Annotated in this window: 12 protein-coding genes and 1 tRNA gene; 11 read left to right on the forward strand and 2 right to left on the reverse strand. The window is 32.8% G+C overall.

The genetic code is table 11. The annotated features are described in order from the left end of the window. Positions 1–4 precede the first annotated feature (4 nt). Positions 5–157, forward strand: coding sequence for a hypothetical protein (locus tag H8K90_RS10895; RefSeq protein ID WP_186845987.1), 153 nt, complete (start codon positions 5–7; stop codon positions 155–157). A gap of 54 nt (positions 158–211) precedes the next feature. On the opposite strand, the gene H8K90_RS10900 is transcribed toward H8K90_RS10895, so the two are convergent. Beyond that, positions 212–286 (reverse strand) — tRNA-Pro (locus tag H8K90_RS10900). Positions 287–501: 215 nt separating this feature from the next. Between H8K90_RS10900 and H8K90_RS10905 the strand changes: the two genes are divergently transcribed. The 8 genes from H8K90_RS10905 to scpA are packed head-to-tail and all read left to right on the forward strand — an operon-like array spanning position 502 to position 9,314. Then, positions 502–2,793 carry a TonB-dependent receptor family protein gene (locus H8K90_RS10905; RefSeq protein ID WP_186845988.1) on the forward strand — a complete coding sequence of 764 codons (2,292 nt, stop codon included), beginning with the start codon at positions 502–504 and terminating at the stop codon, positions 2,791–2,793. Positions 2,794–2,816: 23 nt separating this feature from the next. Further along, the gene (locus H8K90_RS10910; protein ID WP_186845989.1) at positions 2,817–3,926 is read left to right on the forward strand and encodes a PQQ-dependent sugar dehydrogenase; all 1,110 of its coding nucleotides are present in this window, start codon (positions 2,817–2,819) and stop codon (positions 3,924–3,926) included. Continuing rightward, positions 3,923–4,369, forward strand: coding sequence for a c-type cytochrome (locus H8K90_RS10915; RefSeq protein WP_186845990.1), 447 nt, complete (start codon positions 3,923–3,925; stop codon positions 4,367–4,369). The genes H8K90_RS10910 and H8K90_RS10915 overlap by 4 nt, the downstream gene beginning before the upstream one ends. Positions 4,370–4,426: 57 nt before the next feature. After that, the gene (gene udk / locus H8K90_RS10920; RefSeq protein WP_186845991.1) at positions 4,427–5,032 is read left to right on the forward strand and encodes a uridine kinase; all 606 of its coding nucleotides are present in this window, start codon (positions 4,427–4,429) and stop codon (positions 5,030–5,032) included. Further along, entirely contained in the window at positions 5,032–5,358 is a 327-nt protein-coding gene (locus tag H8K90_RS10925) for an FtsB family cell division protein (protein WP_186845992.1), read from the forward strand. Before udk ends, H8K90_RS10925 begins: the two co-directional genes overlap by 1 nt. Further along, positions 5,351–6,730, forward strand: a complete 1,380-nt coding sequence (locus tag H8K90_RS10930; protein WP_186845993.1) for a methylmalonyl-CoA mutase subunit beta — start codon at positions 5,351–5,353, stop codon at positions 6,728–6,730. Before H8K90_RS10925 ends, H8K90_RS10930 begins: the two co-directional genes overlap by 8 nt. 9 nt (positions 6,731–6,739) lie before the next feature. Further along, positions 6,740–7,201, forward strand: a complete 462-nt coding sequence (locus H8K90_RS10935) for a hypothetical protein (protein WP_186845994.1) — start codon at positions 6,740–6,742, stop codon at positions 7,199–7,201. Then, positions 7,194–9,314 carry a methylmalonyl-CoA mutase gene (scpA, locus tag H8K90_RS10940; RefSeq protein ID WP_186845995.1) on the forward strand — a complete coding sequence of 707 codons (2,121 nt, stop codon included), beginning with the start codon at positions 7,194–7,196 and terminating at the stop codon, positions 9,312–9,314. The genes H8K90_RS10935 and scpA overlap by 8 nt, the downstream gene beginning before the upstream one ends. Before the next feature lie 27 nt (positions 9,315–9,341). Here the strand turns inward: scpA and H8K90_RS10945 are convergent, their stop codons facing one another. Further along, the gene (locus H8K90_RS10945; protein ID WP_186845996.1) at positions 9,342–9,755 is read right to left on the reverse strand and encodes a hypothetical protein; all 414 of its coding nucleotides are present in this window, start codon (positions 9,753–9,755) and stop codon (positions 9,342–9,344) included. Between the two features lie 329 nt (positions 9,756–10,084). Between H8K90_RS10945 and H8K90_RS10950 the strand changes: the two genes are divergently transcribed. Both H8K90_RS10950 and H8K90_RS10955 read left to right on the forward strand, forming a co-directional pair. Next, positions 10,085–10,966 (forward strand): SDR family oxidoreductase, encoded by an 882-nt coding sequence (locus H8K90_RS10950; RefSeq protein WP_186845997.1) that lies wholly within the window; start codon positions 10,085–10,087, stop codon positions 10,964–10,966. Between the two features lie 151 nt (positions 10,967–11,117). Then, positions 11,118–13,973 (forward strand): M16 family metallopeptidase, encoded by a 2,856-nt coding sequence (locus tag H8K90_RS10955; protein WP_186845998.1) that lies wholly within the window; start codon positions 11,118–11,120, stop codon positions 13,971–13,973. Positions 13,974–14,176: the final 203 nt, after the last annotated feature.

The following is a 14,176-nucleotide window of genomic DNA, read 5'->3' on the forward strand; positions in this document are numbered from 1 at the left end:
AATTATGAAATTTATAAAAGAAGAAGACGAAAAAAGAAGAGACTATATTTTTAAAAAAGATAATAAAACAATATTTGGAGCACGTTTTATAATTATTGTTCTTGTTATACTCGTAGGAGCAGTTGTCGCTTCAGGTATTCACTTTGAATGGTTCTAATAAGACATAAAACAAAAAAAACTCAGCAAAGGCTGAGTTTTTTTTGTTTAAAAGTCGGGGTGGCAGGATTCGAACCTGCGGCCTCCACGTCCCAAACGTGGCGCGATAACCGGGCTACGCTACACCCCGAATTTATTGTTCTAAACATTTTAAAATTATGTGACTTTTAAAAACTAGCGCAATTCAACTAAAATGTTCTAAAAACGGATGCAAATATAATTGAATTCTTTATCGTACAAGGTTTAATCCTTAAAAATTTTTACTTTTTTTTAGATACCAATATAGTTCTAGGAAAAGATTAATTTCGCCTCATCTAAATTGATTTTACTACATCTTTATTTTTGATGCTTAAAACTGTACAACTCATATTGTTTTTACTATTATTACCTCTATTAGTAGGTGCACAAAATTTTAATGGTAAAATTATAAACAGCAATAATGGGCTTCCGATTCATAATGCTATAATAGTTAATCTTAAATCTAATGATACCGTTTTTTCTAATGATAGTGGTTTTTTTAAAATCAATAGAACTGGTGAGTATAAAATAACAAAGACTGGTTATTTAAACGAAATCATCAGCATAGATATATCGAAATTTACTGTAGTTAAATTAATTACTAATTCGTCTCAGTTAGATGAAGTTATAATAAACTCTAATCACCTTCCAAAATCTTTAAAAAAAGCCACTTCTTCTATTGATATAATTAGTCAATCACAAATACAACGCTTCAACAACACCGATTTCTCACCTATTTTAAACAATACACCTGGTGTTTTTATGCAAAGTGGTGCACTAAACACAAATCGTATTACAATTAGAGGTATTGGATCTAGAAATCTTTTTGGTACATCAAAAATTAGAGCCTATTTCAAAAATATTCCTTTAACAAATGGAAGTGGTGAAACCACAATTGAAGATTTTGAACTAGGAAGTATATCTAAAATGGAAATCATTAAAGGGGCAACATCTAGCAGCTATGGTGCTGGTCTTGGTGGAACTATTATACTACATCCAAAAAACAGCAAAAATAATAACACTCAAGTCTCTAATGAATTTTCTATGGGTTCTTTTGGACTCATAAAAAACATTTCAACACTCAATCTCAATTTAAAAAACAGCTCAATAAACACTGTATTTAGCACCACAAATTACGATGGCTATAGAGATAACAACAATTACAATAGGCAAACATTTACTATTACTGGTAACCACTTTATAAACAGCAACAATGATATTTCTATTTTAGCCAGCTTTGTAAATTTAAAAGCTTTTATTCCTAGTTCATTAAATGAAACTGATTTTATAAATAACCCAGAACAAGCCGCCTTTACATGGCAACAAGCAAGAGGTTTCGAAGATGCTATTCGTGGAATAATTGGTTTATCTTGGAATCATAATTATAGTGATAATCTAAAACAAAGCACAAGCATATTTACATCGTTTAGAGATGCGTATGAACCTCGACCTTTTAATATTTTGAGCGAAAACAGCTTCGCCTTTGGTGTACGTTCAAGACTAATTGGAAATCTTATGGTCTTCCAAAAAAATATGAAGTTCACAATAGGAGGAGAACTATTTAGAGATCGTTATAATTCAGAAACTTTTGAAAATCTATATGAAGACTTCCCAGAAGAAACAGGAAGTGTTAAAGGTGATAAACTATCTAATTTTGAAGAAAACAGAACATATTATAACCTGTTTTTTGAAAGTGATTTTGAACTTTCTAACCTAACAACACTAACATTTGGACTAAATTTAAACAAAACAGCATACAAGCTTAAAGATAGATTTGAAGCATCAGAAAGTAATCCTGATCAGTCTGGAGATTTTAAGTTTGAGCCAATTATTTCTCCTAAACTCGGAGTTTCTCATCTTATTTCTAATAACATCAGTTTATTCTCAAGCATAAGTCAAGGCTTCTCTCCTATTTCTCTAAATGAAACACTCTTGCCAGACGGACAAATAAACACAAATTTAAAACCAGAAACTGGCTGGAATTTTGAAATTGGTAGTAGAGGATCATTTTCTAAAGGCAAACTACAATATACCATTTCCATTTATAGGTTAAATATTAAAAACCTTGTTGTTTCACGTCGAACGGCACAAGATGCGTTTATTGGCATAAATGCGGGTAAAACAAGACATGATGGACTAGAACTAAAATTAAATTATCAGGCTTTAAAAACCAAGATAGTAAGATTAAATCCTTTTATAAATTATACACTCAACAAATTTAAGTTTAAAGAATTTATAGATGTTGATTCTAATTTTTCAGGAAATGATCTTACAGGTGTGCCAAGCCAAGTGCTCAACTTAGGAGCAGATTATCATTTTAATTTTGGTTTATATGGTAATATTTTTCACCAGTACGTAGGAGAAATACCAATAACAGATAGTAACACACTTTACAGTGATTCTTATAACTTAACCCACCTTAAAATTGGTTACAGAACTAACCCTAATAAAAAGTTTGGTATAAATATCTTCTTAGGTATTAACAACCTCTTTAACAAACACTATGCTTCACAAATTCTAATCAACGCAAGCGGTTTTGGTGGAACACCACCAAGATATTACTACCCAGGTAATCCTATAAATTATTATTCGGGAGTTCGATTAAATTATGTTTTTTAAGTATCTTGTCCTAAAACAAAACTATGAACAATTTTTATACAAAAAGCTTTGCGATTGTAATCGCTTTTTTGAGCTTAACGGCATGTGCCCAAGATAAAAATCCTGTAAACAAACAGAACAGTCACGAGGTTGTTGTGCCAAAACTTAATATTCCATGGGGATTTACATTTTTACCCGATGGCGCGATGCTAATTACTGAAAAATCTGGGGAGCTTATTCACTATAAAGATGAAAAGAAAACTACTATTTCTGGATTGCCAGAAATTTACGTTCGTGGTCAAGGTGGCTTAATGGATGTAGTACTTCACCCTAATTTTAAAGAGAATAATTACATCTATTTTTCGTACGCTTCGTCAGAAGGCGAAGGTGACGGAGGAAATACAGCTATTGCACGAGCAAAACTCAATAACTACAATTTAACTGACGTAGAAGTACTATATAAAGCAGGTCCTAATACAAAAAGAGGGCAACACTTTGGCTCTAGAATTGTTTTTGATGAAAACGGGTATTTATTTTTTACCATTGGCGAACGTGGTGATAGAGATACCAACCCACAAGATTTAACAAGAGATTGTGGTAAGGTTTATCGTCTCAATGATGATGGTTCTATTCCTATTGATAATCCGTTTGTAGATATACCAAATGCAAAAAAGGCTATTTATTCTTATGGACATAGAAACCCTCAAGGTATGATAATGCATCCTAAAACAAAGGAAATTTGGACGCACGAGCATGGTCCAAGAGGTGGAGACGAGATTAACATTATTAAACCTGGTAAAAACTATGGCTGGCCAGTAATTAGTTACGGTATTAACTATAGTGGCACATCCTTTACTGATATAACAGAAAAAGAAGGTATGGAACAACCATTACATTATTGGGATCCATCTATTGCACCTAGCGGAATGGCATTTATAGATAGCGACAAATATGGTGATTGGAATGGCAATCTTTTAGTTGGCTCGCTAAAATTTCAATATTTAGATTTATGCACTATAACAGATAATAAAGTGATTAAAGAAGAACGTTTATTAGACGGTTTAGGTAGAGTAAGGTGCGTAGAGCAAGGGCCTGATGGTTACATATACGTAGGTATCGAAAATTTAGGAATTGTAAAACTGATAAGAAAATGATAAAACTAACTAGAATACTATTTGCTTTAATAATTCTGACAGCTTGTAATTCAAAAGAAAAGAAAAAAAATACGGTTGATTATCCAGACAAAACATCTTTAGCACAAGTTAAACCAGGATTAAAAGAGAGTATAGCTCGTGGAAAACTGGTATATAATGACATGTGTACAACTTGCCATTTAACAGACGGAAAAGGTGTCCCTAGAGCATTTCCTCCATTAGTAAATTCTGACTATTTAAGAGAAAACCAAGACAAAAGCATAAAAGGAATTAAAAATGGAATGTCGGGAGAAATAATAGTAAACGGTATAACCTATAATGGTGTCATGGCACCTTTAGGGCTTTCGGACGAAGAAGTTGCTGATGTTATGAATTACATAAATAATAGTTGGGGAAATAAAATTGATAACTTTATAACTCCAGAAAAAGTTTCTAAATTATAAGAATTCCATAGGCTTAAATAACTAAATTTGTAGACGCAACTAAATCAAAAATTGAACATGCTTATTATAGGAATTGCAGGTGGAACAGGATGTGGTAAAACTACCGTGGTTAATACCATTTTAAATGAATTGCCAGAAGGAGAAGTTGGTGTTATTTCACAAGATTCTTACTACAAGGATACATCACATTTAAGCTATGATGAGCGTATAAAAATTAATTTCGATCATCCTCGTTCAATTGATTTCGAATTATTAGAAACGCACCTCAAGGAACTCAAAAAAGGAAATGCAATAGATCAGCCAGTGTATTCCTTTGTTAAGCATAATAGAACTGGAGATACCATTTCAACCAAACCTAGAAAGGTAATGATCGTAGAAGGTATTTTAATTCTGTCGCATGCAGAAATTAGAGATCTTTTTGATATTAAAATATTTGTCCATGCAGATTCTGACGAACGTTTAATTCGTCGTCTTAAACGTGATATATCGGAGCGAGGAAGAGACATTGATGAGGTATTAACTCGATACCAAACTACTCTAAAACCAATGCATCAACAATTCATTGAACCAATGAAAGAGTATGCTGATATTATAATTCCAAATAATAAATACAACACAGTTGCTGTTGACATCGTTAAAACTATAATTAACGAACGTTTATAATGGCACTATTTAATAATAAATATTTAAAGCCTTTTAAGAACATTTATCTACTTGTTCTCATAGTCTTTGTAGTATGGATGTTGTTTTTTGATGCACATTCTTGGTTATTTCACCATGAGTTAAATGGAGATATAAAAGAACTCGAATATCAAAAAAAGCACTACAAAAGTGAAATGGCTAAAGACGATAAAGCCATAAAAGAATTAAGTACAGATGAAGGTTTAGAGCGCACGGCTCGCGAAACCTACTACATGAAAAAACCAGACGAAGATATTTTTATTATTGAATACCAAGACAGCACAGACAAACAGAAAAAAGATGAGTAAACCATTATTTAATGAGTTTGAAAGCGTTTCTTCAAAAGCTTGGAAACAAAAAATACAGGTCGATCTAAAAGGTGCAGATTACAACGAGGCATTAATATGGAAAACCAATGAAGGCATTGATGTAAAACCTTTTTATCATGCCGATGAATTTGAATCGCTTCCTAATACATCTAACAGCAAAGCTACTGAATGGAAAATATGCCAGCTAATTAATGTTACTGATGATGCTAAAGAAGCTAACTTAAAAGCTATAGACGCTATAAACAGAGGTGCAGAAAGCCTTTTGTTTCATATGCAGTCGGAGAATATTTCAATTTACGATTTATTTCAAGATATTGATTTAACTAAAATACCAATTGAAATAAAATGCGATTTCCTTTCGGAAAGCATAATAAAAAAGGTAAATACTGTTGCATCAAGCATAAGTAAAAAGCCTCAAATTAACATACAGACTGATATCATAGGCCACTTAGCGAAAACAGGAAACTGGTACAACAATATTAAAGAGGATCATCTTAAGTTTGAAACTATTGTTAAAAACACCAACCAAATAAGTATAGACTTAGGATTATACCAAAATGCTGGAGCAACTATAATACAGCAACTAGCATATGGCTTAGCACACGTCAATGAATACCTAAACCATTTTGAAAATAAAGGCTTATCACTGAGCGAAATCGAAGTGACATTTAATACAACCGTAGGTTCAAACTACTTTTTCGAAATTTCCAAATTAAGAGCTATTAGACAAATATGGGCGGCACTAGCCTCTGAATATAATATAAATACAAATTGTAAAATTATAGCAACACCAAGCAAACGCAACAAAACGATTTACGATTATAATGTAAACATGCTTCGTACAACAACAGAATGTATGAGCGCAATTCTTGGAGGTGCAAACACAATTTGCAATTTAGCTTATGATGCATTGTATCATAAATCTAATGAATTTGGTGACCGAATTTCTAGAAATCAACTTTTAGTTTTAAAACACGAAAGCTATTTTGATAAGGTAAATAATCCAGCGGATGGAGCCTATTATATTGAAAGTTTAACCGAACAATTAGCCGAAAAAGCATTAAATCTTTTTAAAAATATTGAATTAAACGGAGGGTTTTTAAAGCAACTAAAAGAAGGTACAATTCAAAGAAAAATTAAAGAAAGTGCAGCGAAAGAACAGGCAGATTTTAATGCTGAAAAACTTGTACTTTTAGGTACAAATAAACATCCAAATCTTGCTGATAAAATGAAAAATGAGCTTGAAATCAGTCCATTTTTAAAAATTGAAAAAAGAAAAACGTTAATTGAACCAATACTAGAGAAAAGATTATCTGAAAAATTGGAAATCAATAGATTAAATAAAGAGTAAAATATGGTATTGAGAAAATCTATAGTAGCTTTTTTATGTCTTTTTTGCTCCAATTTACTGCTTTCAAATGTTTATGCTCAAAAGCAATACCTAGAAATAACAAATCTAAAAAATAACAGAACCAAAAAGATAAAAGAGAAAAAGAAAATTACGGTTTATACTAATGACTTAAAAAAAGTATATGGCCCACTAAAAATTTTAGACAACGAAACTATTTTAATAAAAGAAACAGAAATAAAATTGAGTGATGTTTTAATGATTAAAAACAAATCAATCTTAGTTAAAATATTTTCATATGTCGTTCTTCCAGTAACTATGATGCTAACTATTGGAATATTAGCTGTTTCTGGAGCAGGAGATTCTGTTACCGCCAATATTGGTGTTATTGGCATATCTGCAATATTAGCGACTTCGCAAATAAAAAAGAAATACAAAACGGAACGCTATAAATTCAAAATAGCTTATGACTAGAAAAAGCATTCAACATATTGAATTAAAATCGTCATCAAACAAAACGTCTGAAGATATTAAGGTTTTTAAAACTGCTGAGGATATTGATGTAAAGTCAACATACTCAAAAGAAGACATTAAAAATGCTGAACACTTAAACTTCGTAGCTGGTATTGCACCCAATCTTCGCGGTCCTTACTCAACCATGTATGTTCGTAGACCTTGGACGATTAGACAATACGCAGGCTTTTCAACTGCCGAAGAAAGCAATGCTTTCTACAGACGAAATCTTGCAGCGGGACAAAAAGGATTGTCCGTTGCTTTCGATTTAGCAACACACAGAGGTTACGATTCAGACCACGAGCGCGTGGTTGGTGATGTTGGTAAAGCTGGAGTTGCCATTGATTCTGTTGAGGATATGAAAATTCTCTTCGACCAAATTCCACTTGATAAAATGTCGGTTTCTATGACCATGAACGGAGCCGTTTTACCAATTATGGCATTTTATATTGTTGCGGCTGAAGAACAAGGCGTAGCACCAGAACTATTGGCAGGCACGATTCAAAATGATATTCTAAAAGAGTTTATGGTGCGTAATACATACATCTATCCACCTACTCCGTCTATGAAAATTATTTCAGATATTTTTCAATATACAAGTAAAAACATGCCAAAATTCAATAGCATTAGTATTTCTGGTTATCATATGCAAGAAGCTGGTGCTACTTGCGATATCGAACTCGCTTATACCTTAGCAGATGGATTAGAATATATAAGAAAAGGATTAGAAGCTGGTATGGACATAGACACCTTTGCTCCTCGCCTATCTTTCTTTTGGGCCATTGGCATGAATCACTTTATGGAAATCGCCAAAATGCGTGCAGCACGTATGTTGTGGGCAAAATTAGTAAAGCAATTCAATCCAAAAAACCAAAAATCATTAGCATTAAGAACACATTGCCAAACCTCTGGTTGGAGTTTAACGGAGCAAGATCCTTTTAATAACGTAGCCAGAACGTGCATTGAAGCATCTGCAGCTGCTTTTGGTGGCACTCAAAGTTTACACACTAATGCATTAGATGAAGCTATTGCATTACCAACAGATTTTTCTGCTCGTATAGCAAGAAATACTCAAATATATTTACAACAAGAAACGCATATTACTAAAACCGTCGACCCTTGGGCTGGCAGTTATTATGTTGAAAAACTAACAGATGATATTGCTCATAAAGCATGGCAACTAATTGAAGAGGTTGAAGCATTAGGAGGCATGACAAAAGCCATTGAAGCCGGAATTCCTAAATTACGTATTGAAGAAGCTGCTGCTCGAAAGCAAGCACGAATCGATTCTAGCCAAGACATAATTGTTGGTGTAAATAAATATCGCTTAGACGAAGAAGATCCAATTGCAACGCTCGAAGTAGATAACCAAACCGTTAGAAATCAACAAATAGAGCGTTTAAACCATATAAAAGCAATTCGAGATACTAATGCCGTTAACCAAGCATTATCTAAATTAACCGAAGCCGCAAAGACAAGTGAAGATAATTTATTAGCTTTAGCAGTAGATGCAGCTAGAAAACGTGCAACGCTAGGAGAAATAAGTGATGCTTTAGAAGCTGAATTTGGACGACATAAAGCACAAATAAAATCATTTTCAGGAGTGTATAGTAAAGAAATAAAAGACGATAAGAGTTTTGAGAAAGCAAGAGCACTTGCCGATAAGTTTGCTGAGCAAGATGGTCGCAGGCCTCGTATTATGATTGCCAAAATGGGACAAGATGGTCACGATAGAGGTGCAAAAGTTGTTGCAACAGGTTATGCAGATGTTGGCTTTGATGTAGATATTGGACCATTATTTCAAACACCTAAAGAAGCTGCTAAACAAGCTGTAGAAAACGATGTGCATATACTTGGAGTATCCTCTTTAGCTGCAGGACACAAAACTTTAGTACCTCAAGTTATCAAAGAACTTAAAGCCTATGGCAGAGACGATATTATGGTGATTGTTGGTGGAGTTATCCCTAAACAGGATTACCAATACTTGTTTGATGCTGGTGCAGTAGCCGTTTTTGGACCAGGTACCAAGATTAGTGATGCTGCTATTCAGATTTTAGAAATATTGATTGATTAGTTAATTAACAACCAATTCTAAAATAATCTAAAAGGAGAACACAAAAGAAACACCAGAAAAACTAAATTTATTACCCAAACCAACAGCACCATTTTCTAATTGAATTTTGGCCTTTTTATTATGTTTTCCACTCGCTATAAATAATGGGACACTAACCAACGTAACAGCACCACCTAGATACGACAGCCATAGTCCCTTTTTATTATTTGTTGAGTCATTATCAATTATTCCTCCACTCATGTTAATCCCATACCCTCCAACAATCATGGCTACTCCACCACTTAAAACTATCCATGCTGAAGTATTGTTTGCTTTCTTTTTAATTATATGAAATTCATATAAATCTTGAGCATTCTGATTCTTTTTATCTGCTAATACTTGTCCAAAAGCATCATTTATAAACCCAAAACAAAGTAACAGAACAATTAATTTTACTTTCATTTTTAGTTGCATTTATATTTAACAAATCTTTGATTTAATCAATTATACTTATATGAGTGAATAATTGGCAAATACCAATTATAATTTTCACCAAAACCAATGAAATTTACAAAAAAAATTTAAAAAATACTTACCTATATGGCTAAATATCAAGTTTTTAATAAAATTAAAAGTCTCAATAAGAATATAAAACGATAATAAATACACATGACAAATTGAAAAATTAATTATAATATCAAATAATCATCAATAAATAATGCAGATTTAATTCTTAATCGTTTTCTTTTACTAATTTTAATTAATAAATAACGATACAAATCACTAAACCTATGAATCACACAAATAAAATGCTAAGAGACGATGCACTTAAAGGAAAAACAATAGTAGTAACAGGTGGAGGAAGCGGTTTAGGTAAAGCCATGACGAGATACTTCTTAGAACTTGGCGCTAATGTTGCAATTTCGTCTCGTGATTTAGATAAACTCAAAAATACAGCTAAGGAATTAGAAGATGAGACTGGCGGCACGTGTTTACCTTTGCAATGCGATGTACGAGAATATCACCAAGTTGAAGCTATGCGTAAAGCAGTTGTTGAAAAATTTGGTAAAGTAGACATTTTACTAAATAATGCAGCTGGGAATTTTATCTCACCAACAGAACGCTTGTCTCCAAGAGCTTTTGATGTCATTATAGATATCGTATTAAAAGGCACAAAAAACTGTATGCTCGCTTTTGGCAAACATTGGATAGACACTAAACAAACCAATACCAATGTTCTAAGTATTGTAACAACATATGCCTGGACAGGTTCTGGTTATGTAGTGCCTAGCGCAGCAGCTAAAGCAGGCGTATTAGCTATGACCCGAAGTTTAGCTGTAGAATGGGCAAAATATGGTATGCGCTTCAATGCTATTGCTCCAGGCCCTTTTCCAACAAAAGGTGCTTGGGATCGTTTAATGCCAGGTAATCTTCAGGAAAAGTTTGATATGGCTAAAAAAGTACCCTTAAAACGCGTAGGAGAACATCAAGAATTGGCAAATTTAGCAGCTTATTTAGTGTCCGATTTCTCAGCTTATGTAAATGGTGAAGTAATAACTATCGATGGTGGCGAATGGTTAATGGGAGCAGGAGAATTTAATATGTTATCAGAAATTAGTGAAAATCAATGGGATGACTTAGAAAAAATGATAAGAGCCAAAAAGAATAAGTAAGTTCGTTTTAGCCGTAAAAAAAGACACTTATGCACGCAATATTTCAACTAATTAATTAGTTAAAAAAATGTTATTCCTTTTTATACCAACATTTTATCTTTAAATTAGAGGAATTTTCTTATACATTTTTAATCTAAAAAACCATCAATCTATGACTACAAAGCTTTCCCAAGTGTTTAGAACACTATTTCTATGCTGTATACTTGTAACTTTTACAATTAATGCACAGACTAAAACACCAGAAAAAAAAGTTAACGGTTCTGTACCCTCAGAAGTATTACCAATTACACCAGATGTAAAAATTGGTAAACTTTCAAACGGGCTCACCTATTATATTCAGAATAATGGTAAGCCAGAGGACAAAGTAGAATTACGATTAGCATTAAAAGCAGGTTCTATTGTAGAAACTGAAGACCAAGTAGGTTTAGCTCATTTTATGGAGCACATGAATTTTAATGGCACAAAACATTTTAAGAAAAATGAATTGGTCGATTATCTTCAAAGTATTGGTGTAGAATTTGGTGCAGATCTAAATGCTTACACAGGCTTCGACCAAACAGTTTACATCCTTCCAATTCCAAGTGACGATCCAGAAAAACTAGACAAAGGGTTTCAAATTTTACAAGATTGGGCTGGTAACGCTTTATTAACAGACCAAGATATTGACGATGAACGTGGTGTTGTAATTGAAGAATATAGAACTCGACTTGGCGCTGCAACAAGAATGCAGTCTAAGTACTTAGATAAAATTGCATACAAATCTAAATATGCAGATCGACTACCTATTGGCACAAAAGAAAATTTAGAAACTTTTGATTACGAAAGTGTAAGAAATTTTCAAAAAGATTGGTATCGTCCAAACTTAATGGCAGTAATTGCTGTAGGTGATTTAGATGTAGAAACGCTAGAAAAGAAAATAAAAGAAAACTTCAGTGGGCTTAAAAATCCTGAAAATCCTAAACCAAGAGAAGAATATGGTTCAGAAAACCATGAAGGTACTTTTGTTGCTATTGAGTGGGACGAAGAAGCAACAAGCTCCCAAGTTCAAATTTATTACAAAGATAAAGGCAAGCCTAAAAAGACAAAAACAGTTAGTGATTATAGAGATAACATGGTTGAAGGGCTTTTTGACCAAATGATTAACAACAGACTTGCCGAATATAGCAATAAACCTAACCCACCTTTTATATTCGGATTCTCTTATAAAGGAGGAATTATTGGTAATAAAGATGCCTATCAGTCTTTTGCACAAACCAATGAAACTGGGCAATTAGATGCTTTAAAAACACTTTTAGAAGAGAACGAACGCGTAAAACGTTATGGCTTTAAATCTTCAGAATTAGAACGTGCTAAGAAAGATTATTTATCAAGATTAGAACGAGCTTATAAGAATAAAGGCAAAGAAGAATCTAATAGAATTGTTAATAGCTACATTCAGAATTTCTTACAAGAAAGCCCAATTCCAGGCATAGAATGGAGTTATAACTTTGCAAAATCAGAGTTTCCTAATATAAAATTAGAAGAAGTCAATGCTTTAATTTCTCAATTCTTACATGATGATAACAGATTAGTGATTTTAACAGGACCTAAAAAAGAGGGGCTTAAAAAAGTCACAGAGCAAGAGGTTATTGATTTACTAGATAGTGTAAAGAAATCTGACATTAAAGACTATGAAGATGAAGCTGTACGCGAAGAACTTATGCCTATTAAACCTGCAAAAGGAAGTATAGCTAATAAAGAATTAGTAAACGAGGGCAAAATCAATGAAACTACAATACTTACATTAAGTAATGGTGCAAAGATCGTCTATAAGAAAACTGATTTTAAAAATGATGAAATCTTATTTGAAGCCTACAGTTATGGAGGTACATCATTATACTCTGATGATGTTTTAAAAGAAACGGCTAGTGCTAATCGTGGCTTATTTGAAGCTGGTATTGATGGACTTACTAAAAATGATATGACCAAATTAATGTCTGGAAAAATTGCAAGAGTAAGTCCTTTTATTGGAAGTTTAAGTGAAGGGCTTAGAGGATCTGCCTCTCCGAAAGACCTCGAAACTATGTTTCAAATGATTCATTTATACTTTACTAAATTAGATAAAGACCCAGAGGCTTTTGCTTCATATATCAGTAAACAGAAAGCCTTTTTAGGAAATATTCTATCTAATCCAAACATATCTTTCTCAATTGCTTTAGGTAAGTTTTCAAATGAAGGTAACCCAAGATATACTGGCTTACCTACTGAAGAGGATTTAGATAAAGCTAATTACGATTTAGCTTACGAAAAATACAAAGAACGTTTTGCCAATGCAGGAGATTTTAATTTTTATTTCGTTGGAAATGTCGATGCAGATAAAATAGCAGAATATGCTGAAACTTACATTGCATCGCTTCCAGGTAATTCTGAAAGAGAAATGTACAAAGTAACTTCTTTTAGACCCAAATCTGGAGCTCATGAATTCATATATCGCAAAGGAACTGAGCCAAAAAGTCAGGTTAATCTTCTCTACAGAGGCGAAGCGAAATATGATGCTAAAGAAGCAAGAGCTATGAATGCTTTGGGCGAAATTCTTAGTATTAAATTAATAGAAAAATTAAGAGAAGAAGAAGGTGGTGTTTATGGTGCTGGTGCAAGAGGTTCTATTCGCAAAATACCATATGGCAGTTTTAACTTTAGCATTTCATTTCCTTGTGCACCAGAAAATGCCGAAAAACTATCTGATGCTGCCATTGCAGAACTTAAAAAAATTATAAAAGATGGACCTACAGAAGTTGATTTAGAAAAAGTAAAGAAAGCATTATTATTAACAAGAAAAGACCAGCTAGAACAAAATAGTTTTTGGTTATCTACTATAAAAAATGCAGATTACAATCAAAGCGATATTGATAATGTTTTAAACTATGAAGCTAATGTCAATGCATTAACAACAAAAGATGTTCATAATGTAGCTAAGAAATATTTAAGTGGTGGCTTCATAAAAGCAGTATTATTGCCAGAAGAATAAGAACACGCTGCTATAAAGGTAGGATTAAATAGGCTATCTAAAAAGATAAAATTGTCATTCTGAACTTGTTTCAGAATCTAATCTAGATTCAGAATGACAAAAAACAACCTTTAGATAGCCTATTTTTTTTATGAAACAACTGTTAACAACTTCGATTTTCAAAACCCATAATAAATCGTATTTTTAAACCCTTAATAAACCAA

The organism is Winogradskyella echinorum, from assembly GCF_014297365.1.
GTDB classification, from domain to species: domain Bacteria; phylum Bacteroidota; class Bacteroidia; order Flavobacteriales; family Flavobacteriaceae; genus Winogradskyella; species Winogradskyella echinorum.

What these genes read in the sequence shown, in the direction of transcription:
- H8K90_RS10895 (WP_186845987.1), top strand. Translation starts at nt 5, where the DNA reads ATGAAATTTATAAAAGAAGAAGACGAAAAAAGAAGAGACTATATTTTT.
- H8K90_RS10905 (WP_186845988.1), top strand. Translation starts at nt 502, where the DNA reads ATGCTTAAAACTGTACAACTCATATTGTTTTTACTATTATTACCTCTA.
- H8K90_RS10910 (WP_186845989.1), top strand. Translation starts at nt 2,817, where the DNA reads ATGAACAATTTTTATACAAAAAGCTTTGCGATTGTAATCGCTTTTTTG.
- H8K90_RS10915 (WP_186845990.1), top strand. Translation starts at nt 3,923, where the DNA reads ATGATAAAACTAACTAGAATACTATTTGCTTTAATAATTCTGACAGCT.
- udk (WP_186845991.1), top strand. Translation starts at nt 4,427, where the DNA reads ATGCTTATTATAGGAATTGCAGGTGGAACAGGATGTGGTAAAACTACC.
- H8K90_RS10925 (WP_186845992.1), top strand. Translation starts at nt 5,032, where the DNA reads ATGGCACTATTTAATAATAAATATTTAAAGCCTTTTAAGAACATTTAT.
- H8K90_RS10930 (WP_186845993.1), top strand. Translation starts at nt 5,351, where the DNA reads ATGAGTAAACCATTATTTAATGAGTTTGAAAGCGTTTCTTCAAAAGCT.
- scpA (WP_186845995.1), top strand. Translation starts at nt 7,194, where the DNA reads ATGACTAGAAAAAGCATTCAACATATTGAATTAAAATCGTCATCAAAC.
- H8K90_RS10945 (WP_186845996.1), bottom strand. Translation starts at nt 9,755, where the DNA reads ATGAAAGTAAAATTAATTGTTCTGTTACTTTGTTTTGGGTTTATAAAT.
- H8K90_RS10950 (WP_186845997.1), top strand. Translation starts at nt 10,085, where the DNA reads ATGAATCACACAAATAAAATGCTAAGAGACGATGCACTTAAAGGAAAA.
- H8K90_RS10955 (WP_186845998.1), top strand. Translation starts at nt 11,118, where the DNA reads ATGACTACAAAGCTTTCCCAAGTGTTTAGAACACTATTTCTATGCTGT.